The sequence below is a fragment of the Vibrio sp. 10N.222.54.E6 genome, assembly GCF_041473955.1.
Classification (GTDB): Bacteria; Pseudomonadota; Gammaproteobacteria; order Enterobacterales; family Vibrionaceae; genus Vibrio; species Vibrio tasmaniensis_A.
The window spans coordinates 39,174-61,196 of record NZ_JBFRTD010000034.1 but is presented as its reverse complement, the minus strand read 5'-3'; the positions used below and the strand labels follow the sequence as shown (position 1 = coordinate 61,196).

Below are 22,023 nucleotides of genomic sequence, written 5' to 3'. Positions count from 1 at the left end.
GCCAACAGTGACGGGCGTGAAGCCTGCGGTTGACAGCCAAGGCACGCAAGTGGATGAAGGCGAAGGCGCGGTGTTTGAGGTGAGCTTATCGAACCCAAGTTCGACGGACATGACGTTTGATTTTGCGTTGGCCGAAGGCACTGCGATAGAGGCGGACTTTGATAAAGACCCAAGCAACGTGACGTTCAGCAACGGCGTAACGTACGATCCCGTGACTAAGCAAATCACGGTTCCAGCGGGCGTGACGACATTTACGGCGACCGTGGCGACGACTCGAGACACGATTGACGAAGCGAACGAGACGTTCACGTTAACCGTGGGCACTCAAAGTAACACGGCCACCATCATTGATCATGACGTAACTATCAAAGTCCATGATGCTGCGCCTGTCGATGAAGGAGATAAAGCATCCTTTAAAGTGACATTAAATGAAGCCTCTTCTGAAAAACAGTATGTTAAATTTGAAGCGACAACGAATGGTTACGATACCGAATTTGATGATATTGATACCAATAGCCTAACTTACGAATACAAAGATGCTAACGGTGTATTCCAAGTTGCTAACGTCGTTAACGGTTATGTAGAAATTCCGGCAGGAAGAACTGAGCTTCGTGTAACGGTTCAAACCGTGCAAGACGATAAATTTGAATGGACTGAACGTTTTGGACTACACATTGTAGATACAAAATCTCAGGTCGGCGGAACGTCAAGTATTGATGAAGCTAATTCTGATCTGAAAGGTCAGGGTACAATCAAGTTAGATCATACAGATAACCCTACGCTTACATTGACGAATGCTAATGCTGTTGATGAAGGAAGCACGGCCGTATTTGATGGGCAACTATCGAAGGTGTCTGAAGCGTCGATTGAGATGAAAGTCGAGTTTGAATTTTCTAATGGCGTTGGTAAAGCAAACTTTGAGGATTTAGCCGTAGACAGTAGTAAGCCGTTTTCTGGGGTTACAGTCACTTATGTTTCTGGCGGAGTGATTAAGACTATTCCGGTAAATGAAGTGGATGGTACATTCACGCTTCCTGCGAAAGTTACGGATTTCAAAGTTAATGTAGATACAATAAATGACAACCGTTTCGAAACATCTGAAGACTTTGGGATTAAGTTGAGTGAGATACCTTTCCAATCTTCAACAGATGCTAGTAAGGATGTAATCATTAATCACGGTCAGCACGGTGTTAGCGCGTCGGGTTCTATAAACGAAGACGCTGCTGATAAACCAACTGTAAATGTTGCCAATGCTCGTTCGGTAATTGAGGGTGGGACCTTAGAGTATAGCGTTTTACTTACTGGTTCTTCTGATGTAGACGTAACATACTCAATAAACCTCCCTAATAGTAGTGACGTTAAAAAATCAGACATTTCGTTTACTAATGGCGTCACATTGAGCGCCGATGGACAATCTATTGTCGTGCCTAAAGGCGTATATTACTTTAAAGTTATCGTTCCTACATTAGATGACGTTCTTGTAGAAAATACTGAAAATTATACGATTACTATTGGCAGAGACACTGGCACAGGTTTTATACTCGATAATGAAGTTGCACCTGTAATCAAAAACCAATCAGTTAGCGTTTCAGAAGAAGGCCTAAACGGTGGTATCACTGATACTATTGGGTTACCTACTGACTCTACGGATGGTCACTCTATACAAGGTAATCTTGTTATTACTGACGCTAATAACAACTTGTCTGACACTGTGTTTAGTGAAACAAGCTCAATCAACATTACAACATCGACCGGTCAGCCTTTGACATCAGAAGGGCATACTATTGATTGGGCGGTATCGCCTGATGGTCATGCACTTACTGGTACTGCTAACGGAAAAGTTGTTATTGAAGCAACATTGGATAGAAATGGTCACTACGACATACAATTGAAAGCTCCGGTAGATCACCCCAATACTAATGGCGAAGACAATCTAGTCATTCAGATCCCGGTCATTGCTAAAGACACTTCGGGGCTTAAGAGTTCAGGGGGGCAAATTACGATTTCGATTGAAGATGATCAGCCTGTTGCAACAGCTATTGATGTGCCAGTTACCCCAGAAACAAAATCAGATACGAATATTCAGTTGGTAATCGACGTGTCTGGCTCTATGGGCTACGATTCTGGCGTTGCTGGTAAGACTCGTTTAGCTATTTTAAAAGAGTCTCTTGCTAAGATGCTCCAGCAATATGACACGCTTGGCGATGTAAAAGTCCAAATAGTGACATTTACCGGCAACGCTAAACTCATACATGACGGTAGTAAATCTTGGTTCTCTGTTAGTGAAGCTATTACAGAAATCAATAAGCTAAAACCTAAGAATAATACTGATTATGATGATGCTTTACGTAAAGCCCGTACTTCATGGGACCATGACGAAGATAGTAAGCTCCCTGATGCGAATAACGTCAGTTACTTTATTACTGATGGAATTCCAAACCAAGATGATAGGATAGATTATTGGGAAGCGAAAACTTGGACTAAACATTTAGATGATAATGGTATTACTTCTCAAGCTATAGGTATAACGGGAGGTTATCTTGACAAAGGCCAAATTGATTTGGTTTCTCACGATGGTCTGACGGGAACAGACTCTTCAGCGATAGTTATTGATTCGTCGAGCCAACTAACAGATATATTGACCCAGCCAATAATTCAAACCGTTAATGGTTCATTGGTAACTAATGGTGGCTTTGGCGCTGATGGTGGTTATGTTAGTCAGTTAGTTATTGATGGCGTAACTTTTAATTTTGATGGTTCAACTATCAGTTCTACAGGACAGAACTCTAAGATCAGCTTTACCAAAAATGAATCAACAAACGAGTTAAAAGTTACGGTCGATGGCAAGTACACTTTGAGTATCGATATGGATACGGGTTCGTACAAATTTGGTGGCAAACCACAAGCTAGACCTGAAACCGTAGACTTCGATTACACATTGAAAGATGGTGATGGTGATACAAGCACTAGCAATATTTCATTTGATGTAATGGGTTCAAAAGGCAGCGTAGATGTGTCGTCTACAGGCAAGATGATCGATTCTGTTAAAGTTCTTCATGATAATTTGAGTTGGATAGGATCACCTGCAGTAACCAATGGACAAGCGGGTTACAACAAGATTGTAGACAATGTTGATATCAACAAAGGTGTTTCAATCAATGTTGGTGATGCTGGCGATGCTGTTTGGACTGGCCAGGGTGACGATGTCATTTATCTTGGTGATAGTCATGCTGTCTTGGACCAAAATACTGGGCAAGCGTCTAACCAAGATGCGATAAACACTTATATTAAAGATGTTTTCACTCAAGGTCGCGATTCGAACGTAATACTTAACCCTAACCAAGGTGAAGATAGTGAGATAGCTGCTACTAATAACAGTACAGCAAACTTGGATGTTGCTCATGGTGGCGGCGGTAGTGACTATATCTACGGAGAAGGTGGCTCAGACGTTATATTCGGCGGGTCAGGCGATGACGTCATTGATGGCGGTGAAGGTAACGATGGTCTTCGAGGCGGTACGGGTCACGATACACTTAGAGGCGGATCTGGCGATGATATTCTTATCGGTGGTATTGGTAACGATATTTTAACCGGCGGTAGTGATGATGATATCTTCAAGTTTGTCGACCAAGGTTCTGGTGTTCGTCATGGTGAGAAAGACACAATTACAGACTTTACTAAGGGTGATGATAAAATAGATATTTCCGATCTACTCCATACAGATTCTTCTGACAGTATTAATAGCCTACTTCAAAGCAGTAAGATTGGTATTTCTCTTGAAGGTGCAGATAATATGTCAACGGCAGATCTTAAGTTGACTGTGACAGATGGTGGAAAAACTCAGGAGATCATATTGCAAGATAGCGCTGAACAATTTGATAGTTATATCACTAACGGTTCAATTTCAGATGTGAGTGGACTATTAAACGATATATTGAAAATTTACGATAACTAAACAAAAAGGGCCGAAAGGCCCTTTTTTTATATCTTAATTTAGTAAAGTAATCGCGCTTAAGAAGACCTTACATTGAGGTGAAACACCTTACAGTTACAACACTTTACAGGCGAAGCCTTTTAGGTAGAAGCCTTCAGGGTACGCTGTATCTGTTAGGTGGTCAGCGGCTTGCTCGAAGCGCTCGACAAATTTTACTGTTCTGCCTGCGTCTAGTGCAGCGTCAGCGATGATTTTTTGGAATAAATCAGCACCCATTAAACCTGAACAAGAGTAGGTGAGTAGTGTTCCACCAGGATTTAGGATTTGCATTGCAAGCATGTTTACATCTTTGTAGCCGTTAGCACCTGATGTTAGGTTGTTTTTGCTTGAAACGAACTTTGGTGGATCCATGATAACGACATCAAACTTAGTGCCTTGATCTCGGTATTCACGAAGTAGTTTAAATACGTCTGCGTTTAGGAATACAGCACGCTTTTTCGAGATATCAAATTCATTGAGTTCCGCGTTGAACTTAGCTGTATCAAGAGCTAATTGAGACACATCTGCGTTGATTACACGTTTTGCGTCGCCTTTCAGTGCGTAAAGACCAAATCCGCCAGTGTATGAGAAACAGTTAAGCACATCTTTGCCTTTAACATACTTCATTGATTCTTTACGGCTATCACGTTGGTCCATGTAGAAGCCAGTTTTGTGGCCTTCCATGATGTTTACGCTGATTTTGACGCCGTTTTCTTCAATGACGATAGATTTTGGTGGCTCTTCACCGTGAAGTACACCAACAACTTGTTCTAGGCCTTCTTTTTTACGAACTGCTACGTCTGAACGCTCGTAAATATTACAGTCTGGGAAGCATTCAATTAAAGCTTCAACCAATACGCTCTTATTGAATTCAGCGCCCGCACTTAGTAGTTGGCAAACTAGGTAGTCTTGATATTTGTCGATAGTGATACCTGGCAGTCCATCAGACTCTGCAGCGGTAAGGCGGTAGCCAGTTAAACCATCACGCTCAATGATGTCTTCACGCAGTGATTGCGCGTCTTGAATTCGTTTTACGAAGAACGCTTTGTTAATTTCTTCTTTTTCAAATGTCCAAACACGAGCTCGAATTTGAGATTCTGGTGAGTAAGCCGCTTTTGCTAGCCATTGACCATTCTGAGCATATACGTCTACAGTTTCACCTTGTTGTGGTTCGCCTTCGACCTTATCGATACCGCGTGAAAATACCCAAGGGTGTTTACGGCGTAGTGATTTATCTCGGCCTTTAGCTAGATGAATTGAAGGAGTCATAATTTACTCTGTTTGTTGAATTTGAAGGAGGGGTATTGTCGGGGAAGTACAAGGGAAAAGCAAATAAGAAAGGGCTGCAAAAGCAGCCCTTGTATTGAACCATCATAGATGTCAGTATTAAGCTTTAAGACCTGTCAGCAAACCTTCCATCGTATCGCTCTGCTTACGAAGTTGGTCAACGTTAGAGTTACTTTTACTGATCATCTCGCAGATGCCGTCTGATTGATGACGAATCTCTTCAACGCTTTGTGCAATGTTATCCGCAACGACACCTTGCTCTTCTGCAGCAGTAGCAATTTGCGTACTACTATCAGAAATAGACTGGTTTTTCTCAGCTAAAGAACCGATCTCAACGTTCACTTCCGACATCAGTGTTTGGCCTTCATTGGCATTGTTTACTGTCACTTCCATCAGTTTTGTTAATGATTGGCTGTTACGCTGTAACGACTCGATCATGCTCTGGATTTCAACTGTCGCTTGTTGAGTTCGTCCGGCAAGAGCGCGAACTTCATCAGCAACAACTGCAAAACCACGGCCTTGCTCTCCAGCTCGAGCAGCTTCAATCGCAGCGTTTAGCGCTAACAGGTTAGTTTGTTCAGAGATACCATTGATGGTTGCGACTACTTCATCGATCTGCGCTGCATTAGCATCGAGTTCTTCTACTGCTTGCGAAGCCGATTGAATCTCTTGGGATAAGCTAGAGATCGATTCCAAAGTATTAGAAACCTTAACTTGACCACTTTGTGCGACACCACGAGCGTCCATTGTTTGAGTGCTTGAATCATGGGCAAGGGTAGCGACTTCGCGAATCGTTGCTGCCATTTGTTCAGTTGCGCTGGCGAGGCTATTCAAGTGCTCTTGTTGATTACTTGAGATATCTGAGCTTTGTTGTGTTGACTGGTTCAAATCTGAGCTGATTTGCTGCATGAGAGCAACGGACTCTTGGATTGAGAGAACCATGTTTTGTTCACGCTCGGCTACCTTATCGATAGTAATAGCAATTTCACTGAACTCATCGCGAACTAAAAAGTAGTTCATGCGACAAGTTAAATCGCCACTCGCAAGTGTGCTGAGTGCTTTGTTCATCGAGAACATAGCACCACCAATGAAAGTCATGATGTAGTAAACCCCCAGAGCTATCAGCGTGAGAGTTACTGCAATAATCGATACCTGAGTAGTAGATAGAGCTGACCATAAGTTTTGGTCATGGCTTGCGACTAAACTGAAGGCGCCATTCATGACAGAAACAGATCCTGCACCATATCCTAAAGAGATGGTTTCAGAATTACTAATGAGTTGAGACACCTGATCTTTAGTGAGTTGTCCAGCTTCAATCAGCCCTTTCGTCAGGAGCAATTCATCCTGATAAAGGTGAGCAAGTAAAGAGTCCGCGGCGCTATCTAAAACTAAAGTCAGTATAACCAGGGCGATAAGAGGTAATAAGAATAGTAGATAGAACTTTTCTTGGATTTTTAGGTGAATGAGATATTTGTCAATCCAACGAAACGGGATTTCTTTCATAATTGTAATACTCGAAGTAAGCCCACCAATAAATGGTGAATGAATAGAATCGCAACTATATCATCCATATAATTTATGAGGCAACGTTATGGATACTCTGCAGTATATTTTTGTCGTGTCAGGCGTAGTTCAATGTGTTGGCTTTCGTTATCACACCAGTAGGCAGGCGCAAGCTTTGGGTATTTCCGGCTATGCTAAGAACTTAAATGATGGTCGAGTTGAAGTGTTAGCGGTTGGAGAGGTACTGCAACTTGAGAAGTTACACGCTTGGCTTAATATTGGCCCATCGAGCGCGACAGTCGATGATGTCGTCATGTATCAAGTTAAAGATAGTGAGCGGCAGGACGTAGGTGTAGGGGAGTTTAAAATACTGTAGCTATGGCACTACAGTATTTGTCTTTTTACCTTGAGAGCAACCTAGCGCTGTTTAAGTCTACAAGCATTTTGCTGGTTTAGGTAAACCGGCGAGTTTTGTTGCTTGTTTCGCGGGACCTTTCTTAAATAATTTGAATAGGTATTTGCTGTTGCCTTTTTCTGGGCCGTGCGCTTTTTCCATCGCTTTTACGAGCATGCGAACGGCAGGAGAAGTGTTGAACTCTTCGTAAAAGCTCCTTACAAAATGCACGACTTCTAAGTGTGCTTCTGTAAGCTCAATGGCTTCATCTTGTGCAAGAATTTCAATCATACCTTCTTCCCATTGAGTGTAATCCAACAGATAACCTTGAGCGTCGGTTTCGATTTGCTTGCCGTTATATTCAAACATGTTTAATCCAGAATCCAATTAACTATGCGGATAGGGTACATGACCAAGTTTATCTTTCTCAACTGAAATTGTCGCTATCTAAAGAAATATCGCACTTATAGATACAAAAAAGCCCAAGAGATGGGCTCTTGGGCTAGATATGATTCAGTGATAGGAACGATTAGTCGTCGCTGCCCATGATGCCTAGGATGCTTAGCAGGCTGATGAAGATGTTGTAGATCGATACGTACAAGCTAATCGTTGCAGAGATGTAGTTTGTTTCACCGCCACGAATGATGTTTTGCGTTGTAAGCAAGATAACACCAGTCGAGAATAGGATGAACATACCGCTCATTGCCAATGATAGTAGAGGCATTTGTAGGAAGATGTTTGCAACCATACCTACAAGCAGTACTACGAAACCAGCTAATAGCATGCCGTTAAGGAACGACAGGTCACGCTTAGTTGTTAGTGCGTAAGCTGATGCGCCCATAAACGCCAGTGCTGTACCGCCAAGTGCAGTTAGGATGACATCACCCATGCCTGCGCCAACGTACATGTTTAAGATTGGACCGATGGTGTAGCCTAAGAAACCTGTAAATAGGAATGTGAAGACTAGACCCATGCTGTTGTCACGGTTCTTTTCTGTTAGGAATAGAAGACCGTAGAAACCAACTAGCATAATGATAAGACCAGGGCGAGGAAGGTTCATCGCCATAGATACGCCTGCTACTACAGCAGACCAAAGTAGTGTCATAGACAGTAGTGCGTAGGTGTTACGCAACACTTTATTGGTTTGCAGAGCACTTTCTTGAGATGCTGTGCGTGAAAACATAGGGCTGTTCATAATCTTCCTCGTAAGGTGACTTCAATAGTTATTAGTACATTTATGGGGCTGAAAGTTCGAAAAATCAAGTCTTTCATTCCTCTTGTATATCTAAAATAATAATCAAAATAGTCGGTTAAGTGTTTCTGAAGGTGTAACAAAGTATTTCTAATGACGTATAAAGTGTCGCTAACACTCGATGTTCAAACTTTTATAGTTACTGGCTAATGATTTATAACCTTTGGAAAACGAACGATAACATCGAAAAATAAAGAGGCGACCTAAGCCGCCTCTGTAGTTTATGCATCATAACACATTAATGGTGCAAGATTTGGCTCAAGAAGTTCTGCGTCCTGTCCGATTGTGGGTTTTCAAAGAAGTCGACAGGGTTGTTCTCTTCTATGATTTCACCGGCATCCATAAAGATGACGCGATCTGCGACCTCTTTAGCAAAGCCCATCTCGTGCGTTACACACAACATTGTCATGCCTTCTTCGGCTAATTCGACCATTACGTCTAATACTTCACGAACCATTTCTGGGTCGAGTGCCGATGTTGGCTCATCAAATAGCATAACCTGAGGATTCATACACAAAGAACGAGCAATTGCCACACGTTGCTGTTGTCCACCAGACAGTTGGCCTGGGAATTTATCCGCTTGCTCTGGTATTTTTACACGCTCAAGGAACTTCATTGCGATGGCTTCGGCTTCCTCTTTCGGCATCTTTTTGACCCAAATAGGGGCTAGAGTACAGTTCTCTAATACCGTCAGATGTGGAAACAAGTTGAAGTGTTGAAAACACATACCAACATCTCGGCGCACGGCTTCAATGTTTTTTAGGTCTTCCGTCAATTCATTACCTGAAACGAAGATATGACCCTTTTGGTGTTCTTCCAATCGGTTGATACAACGGATCATCGTTGATTTTCCTGAGCCAGAAGGGCCACAGATAACGATTTTTTCGCCTTTCTTAACCTCTAGATTGATGTTTTTAAGTACGTGGAATTCGCCGTACCACTTGTTCATGTCTTTTAACTCGATCATAAGACCTTGAGAGTTGTTTTCTGTTTGCTGCGTCATAATACGTCCTTGATCTTGTTAATTATCGTTTGTGACCGGTGTGAAGTCTGTTTTCTAGCCAAATCGAGTATCTCGACATGCCAAAACAAAACACCCAGAACACTAACGCGACAAATACATAACTTTCTGTTGAATACCCAAGCCACTCAGGGTCGGTATTCGCGGCTTGGCCAATCCCTAGTACATCAAACATACCGATAATCAAAACTAGACTGGTATCTTTGAACAAACCAATAAAGGTATTCACAATTGAAGGAATCGTGATTTTAAGAGCTTGAGGCAGAATGATAAGCCCCGTTTTTTTCCAATAGCTCAACCCTAGAGCGTCAGCGGCTTCGTATTGACCTTTTGGTATTGCTTGCAAACCACCACGGATTACTTCCGCCATATAAGCAGCACTAAACAGTACTACCCCGACAAGCGCACGTATCAGTTTATCGGTCTCCATCCCCTCTGATAAAAAGAGCGGAAGCATTACCGAGGCCATGAATAGAACCGTAATCAGTGGTACACCACGCCAGATTTCGATGTATACGGTACACATACTGCGGATGATTGGCATCTCTGAACGACGCCCTAGCGCCAGTGCGACACCGATAGGTAGTGATACAACGATACCAACAAGTGCGATGATCAGTGTAACCAGTAGGCCGCCCCATTTATGGGTATCAACAACCTCTAGACCAAATACACCACCGTATAGTAAGCCCGCAATGATAAACGGGTAGATGTTTACAAAAAATAACCAAATCCACGTACGCTTAGGTGTTTTTTCGTAAGCTAACAAAGCAACAAAAATAGCTAATGTTGCGTAGAAAAAGCGAGGACGCCACAGTTCCGCTTCTGGGTAGAAGCCGTACATGAATTGGTCCCAACGGACGCTAATGAAAACCCAACAAGCGCCTTCGCTAGTACAGGCATCGCGTGTAATTCCTATCCAATCAGCGCTCAAGAATGCCCAATCAGCTATTGCCCATAATAAAGTGAAAGCAAAGTAAGCAAGCACCACAGTGACGACACTGTTAATTGGTCCATTAAATAGATTTTTTCTTAACCAACCGACAGGTCCAACAGTATTCGCTGGAGGCGGAAGATCAGGTTGAAATTGATGTGTACTCATCTTATCTCTCCACCAACGCTACTTTGCGGTTGTATATGTTCATTAGAGCAGATGTTAATAGGCTTAGGGTTAAGTAGACGCCCATTGTCATCGCGATTACTTCGATAGCTTGTCCAGTTTGGTTCAATGTTGTCCCTGCAAAGACAGATACAAGATCGGGATAACCAATGGCCATCGCAAGTGATGAGTTTTTGGTCAGGTTTAAATACTGACTAGTTAGTGGTGGGATAATAATTCTTAATGCTTGCGGAATAATGACTAGCTTAAGAGTTCTTGTTCGCGGGAGCCCTAGAGACATAGCAGCCTCTGTTTGCCCATGGTTTACCGCATTAATACCTGAACGCACAATCTCGGCGATGAATGCTGCTGTGTAGATACTTAAAGCGAGCATCAATGCTGCCAATTCAGGAATGATGCTGATACCACCTTTGAAGTTAAACCCTTTCAGAACAGGGTACTCCGCAGAGATAGGCATACCCATAACAAAGTAAGTGACTAATGGTAAGCCCACAATCAGCGCTGCAGCAATTCGCAACATTGGTGTTTGTTGGCCGGTTAGCTTTTGTTTGTTATTAGCCCAGATGTTGATAACAAAAGTAGCGATGATACCGACAATCAATGATGCGATGACAATGCTACTGCCTTGTTCTAACACTGGAGCTGGGAAGTACAAACCACGTACATTCAAGAAAATAGCTTCACCAAGGCTCATACTCTGACGAGCGGAAGGCAATGCTTGTAGAACGGCGAAATACCAAAAAAATATTTGTAGAAGAAGAGGGATATTTCGGAATATCTCAATGTAGACAGCTGCAAATCGGCTAACTAGCCAGTTTGAAGATAACCTAGCGATACCCATACTAAAGCCCAGTACTGTGGCTAACATGATGCCTAATACTGAAACTAAAGCGGTATTGAGAAGACCTATAAAGAATGTACGACCGTATGAGAATGTTTCGTCGTATTCAATCAGTGTTAAGCCGATACCAAAACCAGCCTCTTGGGAGAGAAAATCAAAACCAGTGGCGATACCACGGGAGTCTAAGTTTGTGAGTGCATTATTTACAATCGTGTAAAAGAAAGCACAAAGCGCCGCGACGGCGAGAATTTGGAAAACAATTGAGCGAAAAGTGGGGTTGTAAAAAAGGTTGGCACTTTTGGGCTGTGGTTTTTCTTGAGTTGGAGAAATAGTTTCATTAGGTTTCATACTGCTATAACCTCAAATCCATTTAATAAATAGGGCGGAAAAGTCCGCCCTAATTGATGCTTGTAAATTTATTAACGGATTGGTGGAGCGTACATAAAGCCGCCCGCATTCCATAGTGCGTTTACGCCACGAGAGATCTGTAGTGGTGAACCTGTACCCACAGTACGTTCGAAGCTCTCACCGTAGTTACCAACTTGTTTAATGACTTGGTAACCCCAATCGTCACGAATGCCAAGGCCTTTACCTTTAGGACCGTCAACACCAAGAATACGCTTGATGTTTGGATCTTTTGACTTAAGCATTTCGTCAGCATTCTTAGAAGAGATGCCGTACTCTTCTGCGTTAATCATTGCAGAAAGGGTCCATTTAGCAACGTTGAACCACTTGTCATCATCTTGACGAACAACAGGGCCTAGTGGCTCTTTAGAGATGATTTCAGGAAGTACCTGTGCAGATTTAGGATCAGCTAGATTTAGGCGAAGAGCATATAGACCAGATTGGTCAGTTGTAAGAACATCACAACGACCCGCGTCGAAACCTTTTGATGTTTGTGCTGCCGTATCAAATACCACTGGCTTGTAAGACATGCCACTGTTACGGAAGTAATCGGCTAGGTTAAGTTCAGTCGTTGTACCTGATTGAACACACACTGAAGCGCCATCTAGTTCTTGAGCACTTGTTAGTCCAAGTTCTTTCTTAACCATGAAGCCTTGACCATCGTAGTAGTTAACGCCTACGAAGTTCAAACCTAGAGCAGTGTCACGATGTAGCGTCCATGTTGTGTTACGAGATAGTACGTCTATTTCACCAGATTGAAGCGCGGTAAAACGCTCTTTTGCTGTTAGCGGTACATACTTAACTTTAGTCTTGTCACCGAGTACAGCCGCTGCAAGAGCTTGACAATACTCAACATCAATTCCTTCCCATTCACCTTTTGAGTTAGGGTTAGAGAACCCTGGAAGACCTGTACTTACACCACAAGTTAGAAAACCTTGAGATGTGACTTTGTCCAGAGTGCTTTCTGCCGCTGATGCTGATGTTGCCATCATCGCAGTTGATGCAGCTACTACTGAAGCAAGAAGTGTTAGTTTATTTGTCATTTGTATCCTTCCTTGTTAACCAGGTGACACCTGATACTCATACTCGTTTGAGTGTCTCTTGTGTGTTGCGTTGTCTATGACCTTGTTGCTCAAATTAAGCGAGTTGCATTTTGCAAATGAAACCGTGTGCGATTTAAACAACTGTTTATAAGGTTAGGAAAGGATCCGTAGTTTCACAAATGTATAATTTAAAAAGAATTTTGAATGAAATCACAAATCCGAACACAATTAGAATGACCAAATGTTAACTGAATGTAAATAGTGCAACGGTTCACACTGTTGGTGCAACGAGATTTAGGTTTTTATATTGACGGTGGGCTAGGTAAATATTCTGAATTAAAGTCTTATTGGTGGCGCATTAGCCTTAAAAAAGGTGGAAATTTGGTCAATAAATATTTTTATTACGCTTGGATAGTTATGAATATGCTCCAAATTTGGTAGCATGTCTGAATAGTTATTGAAGTAGTCTCAAGGAAGAACATGCGTTATTTCCCAATGTTTTTGGATGTAGAGAATAAGCCAATTCTAGTGGTTGGTGGGGGCGAGGTTGCTTGCCGAAAAGTCGACAGTTTGCTGCGAGCGGGTGCTAATGTAACTTTGGTTTCTCCTAAGGTCGCACCTTACTTAAAAGAGCTAGCCGATGAAGACAAACTTCGTTGGGTTCAAAATTTTTACTCGTCACAGCTTATCTCGAAAAACTACTTACAAGTGTGGGCAACGACCGACAACCCAAACCTAAATCATCAAGTACATAATGATGCAAAAAAAATGGGTATTCTTGTCAATGTGGTCGATGACTTACCCTATTGTGACTTCATCACACCCTCAATGATAAATCGCGGACGAATCCAAATAGCGATCTCAAGTGGGGGAGCATCACCTGTTTTGGTGAGAAATATTAGAGAAAAACTCGAAACTGTATTGCCACAGAACATAGGTTTGATAGCGGACTTCGGTGCATCAAAACGCAATTCAATTAAAGAGTCCTTTCCTACTGTTGATGAACGCCGAAAATTCTGGGAGCGCTTTTTGTCGTCCAGTTTTATTAATCAAGTGACGGATAGGGATCAACTTGAATCGTACTATCAACAGTCGTTGACTGAGCAAGTTGATAGTGAAGGGCAGGTCACTTGGATCGAATTTGAAGAAGATGTTGAGCTACTTTCTATGAAGGCTTTACGTCTGATGCAAGAGGCAGAGCTAGTACTTTCACCAATCGATTGTCCATTCGAATTTATAGACTTATGCCGTCGAGATGCAGAAAGAGAGAGCTATGTTAATAGCGGAGAGCTATCAACCAAGCTTGAGCAAGCCAGAGCTGAGAAATTACGAGTGTGTGTGTTTATTCCACCAGCAAGCGTAGAGTTTAATCTATTGGTAGGTAAAGACCTGAAACTGTCTGCTGCAAAAGTGCTCAGGTGAGTGGTAGTTGATAGATTTTAGTTGAAGCGAGCGCTTTTTAGTTGTTTGCAAATCGGCTAGAGACCCTGAATAAGACTGACCGATAAATAAAAAGCCACTTCCTAAAAGAAGTGGCTTTTTGTGATTTTAAACACGACATTGTGCTGATGAATGAGCAACCACAATAAGCAGTCGCTCAAACTCGAAAATTAGTCGCGGAAGTTGTCAAACTGGAAAGGTTGACCAAGTTCACCGCTGCGAACTAGAGCCATAACAGCTTGTAGGTCATCACGCTTTTTACCCGTTACACGAACTTTGTCGCCTTGGATAGAAGCTTGAACTTTAACTTTGTTGTCTTTGATTAGCTTAACGATCTTCTTAGCAACATCCGTTTCGATACCTTGCTTAAAGATAACCGTTTGGTGCCAAGTACGACCTGTTTGGTCTGCTGCTTTCGCTTCCATCGCGTTAGGATCAACATTACGTTTTGTTAGGTTGCTACGAAGGATATCGCGCATTTGCTTCAGTTGAAAATCGTCTTGAGCAGTCAATTTTACTGATTCATCTTTGTAATCAAAGCTTGCTTCAACGCCGCGAAAATCGAAACGAGTCGATAGTTCACGGTTTGCGTTGTCTACCGCGTTACGCAGTTCTACTGCTTCTACTTCAGAGATAATGTCAAATGATGGCATTGTGTTGTTTCCTTAAGCTAAGTTTCTATCTTTAATTGCTGTTGCAAGCATATCTAGCATTGTTGCAGTATCTTCCCAGCTTAGGCATGGGTCAGTAATAGACTTGCCGTATTCTAGGTTGTTGATATCTGTCATTGGCTGGTTACCTTCAACAATGAAGCTTTCCGCCATGATGCCTGCAATTTGATTCTTGTTAGATTTGATTTGCTCACAAATGTCTTGTGCAACTTCTAACTGTTTACGGTGCTGTTTCTGACAGTTAGCGTGGCTAAAGTCTACAACCAAACGTTGAGGTAGATCGAATTCAGCCAGTTGCTTACATGCGTTATCTACAGATTCAGCATCGAAGTTAGGGCCTTTATCGCCACCACGTAGAATTACGTGACCGTATGGGTTACCAGAAGTACGGTAAACCGTCATGCGGCCGTTCTTATCTGGCGAGTAGAAGTAGTGTGAAGCATGCGCAGCACGAATCGCATCAATGGCAATTTTGATGTTGCCGTTAGTCGCGTTTTTGAAGCCAACTGGGCAAGACAGTGCAGAAGCCATTTCACGGTGAATCTGAGATTCAGTCGTGCGAGCACCAATTGCGCCCCAAGTGATAAGGTCTGCAATGTACTGGCCGGTGATCATATCAAGGAATTCAGTCGCGGTAGCTAGGCCAAGCTTGTTGATATCTAGCAATAGCTTACGTGCTTTATTCAAGCCTGTTTCAAGTGCGTATGAACCATCGAGATTCGGATCGGTAATTAAACCTTTCCAACCTACAACCGTACGAGGCTTCTCGAAGTAGGTTCTCATGACAACGAATAGTTCATCTTTGTATTGATCTTGAATCTGGCTTAGACGTTCAGCGTAATCAAGTGCCGCATCTGTATCGTGAACAGAGCAAGGACCAACGATAACTAATAGGCGATTATCACGACCCGTTAGGATATCTTCGATTTGGCGGCGAGAATTCTTAATGCGCTCAGCAACGTCGTCAGTAATAGGGTGTGCATTGCCTAGTTCGGCAGGAGTTGGCATAGGACCCAGAGCTTGGGTTCTCAACTCATCAGTTTTTAATGGCATGTGATAGCTTTTTTATTCTATTGCGAAGTGGTTAAGATAACGGAATTGAACAGAGGAATAAACTCTCTTAAGTCAAAGTTATCTCTGTTATTGCTAATATTCTCATTTTTATCAGCAGGCCAACGTCAAATGGGGGATTTTCACTTGTATTAACAGGCAGCTATCGGTATTTTCGTTTGAACACAACATAAAAATGCTGGAGCAGCAATGACTCAAGAAAATCAAAGCACTTTGCACCCAGAACTTGTCTTAGGTGATGTGCTGCCTTCTTACAACGATAATAATAATTCCAACCACTTATACGTTTCATTATCTGAATTGGTCATGGATCGTGTCTTCTATCATCCAAGTATTGAAAGTCATTTAGAAACACTGACTGATATCGAAAAAACCTCTTTAGATGCGATCCTTGGCGATAAAACAGTCGATGAGCATTTTGTTTCGACCTTAGTGATTGCCATTCAAGCAGCCGTTCAGCCAAACCACGCCACTGTTCGTATTGCGTTAAGTAGTGCTGATAGCTATGGCTTCCGTTCGCTACTTGGTGGTAGCTGTGAAGCCGAAGAGATAAATCCGGCCTTAGGTGTTCGTGGGGTTGCGCGTTATGCGACAGCCGAGTACAGCAAGGCTTTCGCTTTAGAGTGCCAGGTTATTAAAGCGCTGCGAGAGCAGGGTATTAACGTTGAAGTGGTTGTACCGTATGTACGAGCATTAAGCGATGCTGCTAAGATTATTGATTTGCTTGCAGAGCAAGGCTTACCACGCGGGCTTAATGGTTTGAAAGTTCTGTTCTCGTGCGATGTGCCGTCTGCAGTGCTACTAAGCGAAAGATTACTGCATTATTTTGATGGTGTTGTGGTAAACGTTGATAGCTTAGCGTCTTTCACTTTAGGTGTAGACAAGCACAATGAAGCTCAGCAACACGCTTTTGATCCTCAAAACGAGGCAGTTATTACCTTGTTGAATATGATTGTTAAAGCAACACTGAACGCGAAGAAGCCCGTCCTGCTTGTGACTCAAGGCCTGGTGGACTACCCGCGCTTACAAGGGTTCATTGCGGATCTCGAAGGTGTAGAAACAGTTATCACTGCATAAACCAGCTTATTGTCTAGATAAATCAACTTGCTGTATGAGTTTATCTAAGTCACTAAAGCTTAGAGAAAAAGGGAGATATCATTATGCGATGATATCTCTTTTTTGTAACATTTTTTTGACATGCACATCGCTAATCGATTAACTGGTCTGATGACTTATTTGACTAGGTAATCCGAATGCTGACCCCTCTACAAAAAGCAAATTTCTACTTGAGCATGTTTGGCTTTTTCAAAGTACCTCTGATCTGGCTATGTCGACCAAAACTGCTCGCGCTGGATAATCAACATGTTGAAGTGAAAATTCCTCTCAAAAGGCGAACTAAGAACCACCTCAATAGCATGTATTTTGGTGTGTTAGCTGTGGGAGCTGACGTAGCAGGTGGTTTCCTTGCTATGAGTAAATCTCAGCAGCAGGGCGAAAAGATTTCTTTGGCATTTAAAGAGGTGACAGGTAATTTCTTGAAGCGTCCAGAAGGTGACGTACACTTCACTTGTAACGATGGTGAGCTGATCAACACTATGTTGGCAGAAACCATGTCTACTGGCGAGCGTGTGAATCAACCAGTGACCATCATAGCGACCTGCCCGTCTTTGCATGGCGACGAACCAATGGCGGAATTCACGCTAACACTTTCGATTAAGAAAGTCCCAGCTAGATCATAGTTCGACAGAAGTCGTTGAACAAGTGGAGGAGCGGTATGTGAATTGAATACCCACATACCGTACCGCACATCCTAACAACGTTATGATTCTTGAGTGATTTGCTCGATATCAACGATTTTTGAACGGTTCATGACTATTTTCCAGCGGTAATAGGTAGGCTCATCATCGTGATTGTTCTCTTTAATGATCAGGTTGAGCAGGTGGCGTTTTTCTACTGATTCTCGGCTTACTTGCCCTTCATTCATTCGATATACGTTATTTGAACCCTTGTCCATTAAGCGTGTCAGTGCTCTGAGGCTGATCGATACCGTTTCACGAGTCTCTTCGTAACCACTCATGAATGTCGATGTCGACATTTCTGTATGCGAACGATAGTGCAAAATTTGCTCTTCACGTTGAACAACACGTTTCTTGCGTATTGATTGAATACGGTCTGCTAACTTAGAAAAATTCGCGTAGTCCAACCATTCAAGCTTATGGCCGACAGATTTATTGGTTGTTGGATCAAAGTAGCGACGCTTCCACTTGGGTTTGCCTTTACGCAGCCAGCGCCACAGTATGTCTCTTAAATCATCTTTGAAGATTTCACGCAAAGCGTAAATGAATGACATCGATACGATGAAAGATGCAGTAATCTCTCCTAGAAAGTCGCGAGCTAATATAACGGTTGTGGTAACTACCACCATGACCAAGCCTGTGGCGATGCCTTTAACTGCTCTCTTCACGTTCTTACCCATTGATGTCGTCTTTTCTTTGAGGACGATAGGGTGTTCGATCAAACGTCGCAACAGTCGCATCTTGTTGCTCAAACGTGTTACGTCTTCTCGTACCTTCGCTGAGTTATAGCGATTAAGTTTTCGATGGGCGGTCTCTTTTTCACAAAGCGTCAAGAGTCGCTCTTTTATCGTCGAGTATTCACTGCCACGTGGCATATGTGATACCAAAGATAAGAACTTTTGCTCCGTGTACCAAGAAAGGTAATTATCAATATTGGCATAATAGCGCTTTAGGTTTTCTTCATAAGGAATACTACGACGAAGCTTCTTGAGGATATCCAAAGCCAGTTCGATGACTTCATCGACGTCATCAGCCGTTACGTCGTCACTATCTGTCTTGTTCAAGCTGCTCACGGCTTTATCTAAAGCAATCACGTATTGATAGGCGAACAAACTCAAACTCACACGATACTGTGTCGTCGATAAGCGTCCGCGTTTTGCCAAGCGGCTGTGTACCAATGGTAATAGTGTCTTATCACTGTAGTAAGCGCGCTTTTGAGTAATTGAACTGTAGAAGAAGGCACTTTCAGAAAGTACTTCCGGAGTCAGTCCGAGTTCACCGGGAATGAATAGATAAACGTCCATATCGAGCTTTTTGGTCTTCGCCATCGCATGGTTAATTTTAAGTGTTATCGCATCTTGTTTATCAACGGTGATCAACGATGTCTCCTAGAATATAAAAATATGAATGAAACTAGCGAAAGCATATCAGAGATCACGTATAATCACCGCCAAATTTAAAGTAGAGACAATCTTGATGATTAATATTGGTCAAATAAACAACCTAGAAGTAGTAAAACAAGCAGACTTCGGTGTATTCCTTGACGCGAGCGACTATGGAACCGTGTTGCTGCCGAAACGATTTACTCCTGAAGGTGTTGAAATTGGTCAAAAGCTAGATGTTTTTTTATACATTGATTCTGACAACCAGATCGCTGCCACAACTGAAAAACCAATAGCTCAAGTAGGGCAGTTTGGCTTGATGACGGTTGAAGGTGTTAACAGCACTGGTGCATTCATGAGCTGGGGCGTGAAAGGTAAGGACCTTCTTGTTCCTTTCAGCGAGCAGCGCGGCCGTTTAAACGAAGGCCAGTCAATCTTAGTATATGTGTATATCGATAAAGCATCGAGCCGTATCGTTGGTACAACGAAGTTCAACAAATGGTTAGACAACACACCTGCGACTTATAAGCAAAATGAACAAGTTGATCTCATTATCGCTGAGCGCAGCCAACTTGGTTACAAAGCGATCGTGAACGGTGAACACTGGGGTATGATTTTCCCATCAGACATCATCGGTAAGCTGTTTATTGGTAAGACACTAAAAGGCTACATTAAAAATGTTCGTGAAGAAGACGGTAAGATTGATTTGTCTCTTCAGAAAATTGGTGTCGCTAAGATGGATGACCTAAGCACTAAGGTTCTGGATCTTCTTGAGAAGAAGGGCGGTTACCTGCCTTTGAATGATAAGTCTTCTCCTGAAGCTATTTTCTCTGCATTCAGAACCAGTAAAGGTACGTTCAAGAAGACAATTGGTGGTTTGTACAAATCTGGCAAGATCACTATCGACAAAGAAGGTATCAGCTTAGTTAAATAAGCGATCCTTTCGGTCAAAAAAAAGCCCAAACCTTCCTGTTTGGGCTTAGGGGAAAGGGCTCCGAAGAGCCTACGCTAATCGTTTCAATCTTTTGACTATTAGGTTGAAGTCTAGTTTAGATTCCCTAAAGTGCGATTTTTCTTATTTGAAATAGTGACTTGAATTGATGTTTGTATAATTAGTCGTTGATTTACAAGCGCTCGCACACAGAGTTACATGACCGGTAGAATAGAAAAAGCCCAAACAATTAACATTGTTTGGGCTTTTTGTTTGTGCGATTCGTTAAGCCGTTAAGCCCGAAAGCTATTTAGAATAGGTTCTTATCGCGCACGAGTTCGCGTGGTAAACCGTTCTTCACTCGGTTGCCAACCCACTTACCAAGGCCGATGATCGCACCATTGTACTTCACTAGTACTTCACCTTTGCCTGACAAGTCTTCAGGGCGAACATCGCGTCCCATGAACCATTCACGAGCATCTTCAATGCTAAGGTCTACAATGTTGGCTTCATTGCCTGTTGCGAGCGTTGTCGCGACTTGGTGCTGCCAGCGGTAACCTTTTTTATGTGTTTCAGCGATCTTGATGCCCATGCGAGAGAAACGGAACTCACCGATCATAGGTTCTAGCGCTTCCGGGAATAGCCAAACGTCTTTGTCACGAATCCAAACTTGAGTATCACTTGGTAGTTCGATATCGAGTGCGCCCAGCAGATGTTCAGCGACTTCTTGTTGAGCTTTCTTTGACGCTTTTTCAAATGGGAATTTGCCCAGACGTTTTTTCACTTCTGGTGGTGTCACAGACGCTAGTTTACGGATGCGTGCAACGAAGAAACCTTCTGAATCATACACTTGTGGAAAAATGTGTAGAAAGCCTTCTTCTGTCGTGGTTGCTTTAGCATTGTCGAATAGTGATTCAAGAGATTCGAACACTACCGCATCACCAAAGGTCTCTTTTAGATGGTGACACACTTGTTGGTTCTCTTCCGTGCTTAACGTACAGGTTGAGTAAACCAGCACGCCGTTAGGTTTGAGAGCATGAAAAGCACTTTCGATCAGATCTTTTTGAGTGTCAGCAATATCGACTACAGATTGATACGTCCAGTTCTTCATCGCATCAGCGTCTTTGCGAATCGTACCTTCACCAGAGCAGGGCGCGTCTAGCAACACAGCATCAAACTGTTCTGGTAACCAACCACCGAAAACTCGACCGTCAAAGTTACTTAGAGCGGCATTACGAACACCACAACGTTCGATGTTAGCGTGAAGGACTTTCACACGGCTTGCTGCGTATTCATTGGCAATCAATACGCCGTGATTATTCATTAGCGCCGCGATTTGCGTTGTTTTAGAACCGGGTGCAGCCGCAGTGTCTAATACGGCTTGGTAGTCAGCCCCACCTTGGAAAAGTGCTGACGGTGGCATCATAGAACTGGCTTCTTGGATATAGAAAAGGCCAGACATGTGTTCTGCCGTATTACCTAGTGGCGCTTCACTTTCATCAGCTGTAATCCAAAACCCCGTTTCGCACCAAGGTACAGGTTCCAGTTCCCAGCCTTTGTCTTTTGCTCGTACTAAGAAGTCCTCAACACTGATTTTCAATGTGTTGACTCGAATACTTTTACGAAGTGGTTTTTGGCATGACGCGACAAAAGAAGCTATATCTAGATGACTAGGCATGATTGATTCGATGTGCGTTAGGAATTCTTCAGGAATATATACGTTAGCGTGCAAAAGAGTGTCTCGATTTATTGCATTGATGCGGGGGAGTTTAAAGCAAAATGAGGCCGTCCTAAACCATATTTATAGCAAACAACAAAAATGCAGCCGAATGGCTGCATTTTGATGATGAATTATTCTTTGTTAAGCGGTATTAATTTGCATGGAGCTTCTGA

Annotated in this window: 18 protein-coding genes; 6 read left to right on the top strand and 12 right to left on the bottom strand. The window is 42.7% G+C overall.

Annotation, left to right across the window (positions count from 1 at the left end; all coding sequences use genetic code 11):
- The coding region (locus tag AB4513_RS19280; protein WP_372069999.1) for a VWA domain-containing protein at positions 1 to 3,955 on the top strand (3,955 nt) is incomplete at its 5' end.
- 93 nt (positions 3,956 to 4,048) lie between these two features.
- Here the strand turns inward: AB4513_RS19280 and AB4513_RS19275 are convergent.
- Complete coding sequence (locus AB4513_RS19275) at positions 4,049 to 5,242, bottom strand: class I SAM-dependent methyltransferase (protein WP_102257900.1); 1,194 nt, start codon at positions 5,240 to 5,242, stop codon at positions 4,049 to 4,051.
- A 117-nt stretch (positions 5,243 to 5,359) separates the two neighbouring features.
- The gene (locus tag AB4513_RS19270; RefSeq protein ID WP_102257899.1) at positions 5,360 to 6,763 is read right to left on the bottom strand and encodes a methyl-accepting chemotaxis protein; all 1,404 of its coding nucleotides are present in this window, start codon (positions 6,761 to 6,763) and stop codon (positions 5,360 to 5,362) included.
- Positions 6,764 to 6,851: 88 nt separating this feature from the next.
- Between AB4513_RS19270 and yccX the strand changes: the two genes are divergently transcribed.
- Complete coding sequence (gene yccX / locus AB4513_RS19265; protein ID WP_102257898.1) at positions 6,852 to 7,139, top strand: acylphosphatase; 288 nt, start codon at positions 6,852 to 6,854, stop codon at positions 7,137 to 7,139.
- A 57-nt stretch (positions 7,140 to 7,196) separates the two neighbouring features.
- On the opposite strand, the gene AB4513_RS19260 is transcribed toward yccX, so the two are convergent.
- The 6 genes from AB4513_RS19260 to AB4513_RS19235 all read right to left on the bottom strand — a co-directional run bounded on the left by AB4513_RS19260 (position 7,197) and on the right by AB4513_RS19235 (position 12,839).
- On the bottom strand, positions 7,197 to 7,526 hold the full coding sequence (locus AB4513_RS19260) for a TusE/DsrC/DsvC family sulfur relay protein (protein ID WP_008223499.1): 330 nt from the start codon (positions 7,524 to 7,526) through the stop codon (positions 7,197 to 7,199).
- Between the two features lie 160 nt (positions 7,527 to 7,686).
- A complete protein-coding gene (locus AB4513_RS19255) occupies positions 7,687 to 8,352 on the bottom strand; it encodes a Bax inhibitor-1/YccA family protein (protein WP_017057206.1) in 666 nt (221 codons plus the stop codon).
- 295 nt (positions 8,353 to 8,647) lie between these two features.
- Positions 8,648 to 9,412 carry an amino acid ABC transporter ATP-binding protein gene (locus AB4513_RS19250; protein WP_009846639.1) on the bottom strand — a complete coding sequence of 255 codons (765 nt, stop codon included), beginning with the start codon at positions 9,410 to 9,412 and terminating at the stop codon, positions 8,648 to 8,650.
- A gap of 22 nt (positions 9,413 to 9,434) precedes the next feature.
- Complete coding sequence (locus AB4513_RS19245; RefSeq protein ID WP_102257897.1) at positions 9,435 to 10,532, bottom strand: amino acid ABC transporter permease; 1,098 nt, start codon at positions 10,530 to 10,532, stop codon at positions 9,435 to 9,437.
- A 1-nt stretch (position 10,533) separates the two neighbouring features.
- Positions 10,534 to 11,739: an amino acid ABC transporter permease gene (locus AB4513_RS19240; protein WP_009846641.1), complete on the bottom strand. Its 1,206-nt coding sequence runs from the start codon at positions 11,737 to 11,739 to the stop codon at positions 10,534 to 10,536.
- 71 nt (positions 11,740 to 11,810) lie between these two features.
- Positions 11,811 to 12,839, bottom strand: a complete 1,029-nt coding sequence (locus AB4513_RS19235; RefSeq protein WP_004733634.1) for an amino acid ABC transporter substrate-binding protein — start codon at positions 12,837 to 12,839, stop codon at positions 11,811 to 11,813.
- A gap of 480 nt (positions 12,840 to 13,319) precedes the next feature.
- Here AB4513_RS19235 and AB4513_RS19230 point away from each other — a divergent pair, with 480 nt between their 5' ends.
- The gene (locus AB4513_RS19230; protein WP_009846642.1) at positions 13,320 to 14,261 is read left to right on the top strand and encodes a bifunctional precorrin-2 dehydrogenase/sirohydrochlorin ferrochelatase; all 942 of its coding nucleotides are present in this window, start codon (positions 13,320 to 13,322) and stop codon (positions 14,259 to 14,261) included.
- A gap of 188 nt (positions 14,262 to 14,449) precedes the next feature.
- Here the strand turns inward: AB4513_RS19230 and AB4513_RS19225 are convergent, their stop codons facing one another.
- Both AB4513_RS19225 and AB4513_RS19220 read right to left on the bottom strand, forming a co-directional pair.
- Positions 14,450 to 14,932 (bottom strand): YajQ family cyclic di-GMP-binding protein, encoded by a 483-nt coding sequence (locus tag AB4513_RS19225; protein WP_004733632.1) that lies wholly within the window; start codon positions 14,930 to 14,932, stop codon positions 14,450 to 14,452.
- Positions 14,933 to 14,944: 12 nt separating this feature from the next.
- Entirely contained in the window at positions 14,945 to 16,003 is a 1,059-nt protein-coding gene (locus AB4513_RS19220; protein WP_009846643.1) for a 3-deoxy-7-phosphoheptulonate synthase, read from the bottom strand.
- Positions 16,004 to 16,210: 207 nt separating this feature from the next.
- Between AB4513_RS19220 and AB4513_RS19215 the strand changes: the two genes are divergently transcribed.
- Together AB4513_RS19215 and AB4513_RS19210 are read left to right on the top strand one after the other, a co-directional pair.
- Positions 16,211 to 17,098, top strand: a complete 888-nt coding sequence (locus tag AB4513_RS19215) for a putative PEP-binding protein (RefSeq protein WP_102257896.1) — start codon at positions 16,211 to 16,213, stop codon at positions 17,096 to 17,098.
- A gap of 176 nt (positions 17,099 to 17,274) precedes the next feature.
- The gene (locus AB4513_RS19210) at positions 17,275 to 17,760 is read left to right on the top strand and encodes a PaaI family thioesterase (RefSeq protein WP_017101198.1); all 486 of its coding nucleotides are present in this window, start codon (positions 17,275 to 17,277) and stop codon (positions 17,758 to 17,760) included.
- Between the two features lie 80 nt (positions 17,761 to 17,840).
- Here the strand turns inward: AB4513_RS19210 and AB4513_RS19205 are convergent, their stop codons facing one another.
- Positions 17,841 to 19,196 (bottom strand): hypothetical protein, encoded by a 1,356-nt coding sequence (locus AB4513_RS19205; protein WP_012603874.1) that lies wholly within the window; start codon positions 19,194 to 19,196, stop codon positions 17,841 to 17,843.
- Between the two features lie 28 nt (positions 19,197 to 19,224).
- On the opposite strand from AB4513_RS19205, the gene AB4513_RS19200 reads away from it, so the two are divergent.
- The gene (locus tag AB4513_RS19200; RefSeq protein ID WP_009846647.1) at positions 19,225 to 20,133 is read left to right on the top strand and encodes a S1 RNA-binding domain-containing protein; all 909 of its coding nucleotides are present in this window, start codon (positions 19,225 to 19,227) and stop codon (positions 20,131 to 20,133) included.
- 307 nt (positions 20,134 to 20,440) lie between these two features.
- Here AB4513_RS19200 and rsmF read toward each other — a convergent pair whose 3' ends face one another.
- Positions 20,441 to 21,862 carry a 16S rRNA (cytosine(1407)-C(5))-methyltransferase RsmF gene (rsmF, locus tag AB4513_RS19195; RefSeq protein WP_102257895.1) on the bottom strand — a complete coding sequence of 474 codons (1,422 nt, stop codon included), beginning with the start codon at positions 21,860 to 21,862 and terminating at the stop codon, positions 20,441 to 20,443.
- Positions 21,863 to 22,023 lie beyond the last annotated feature (161 nt).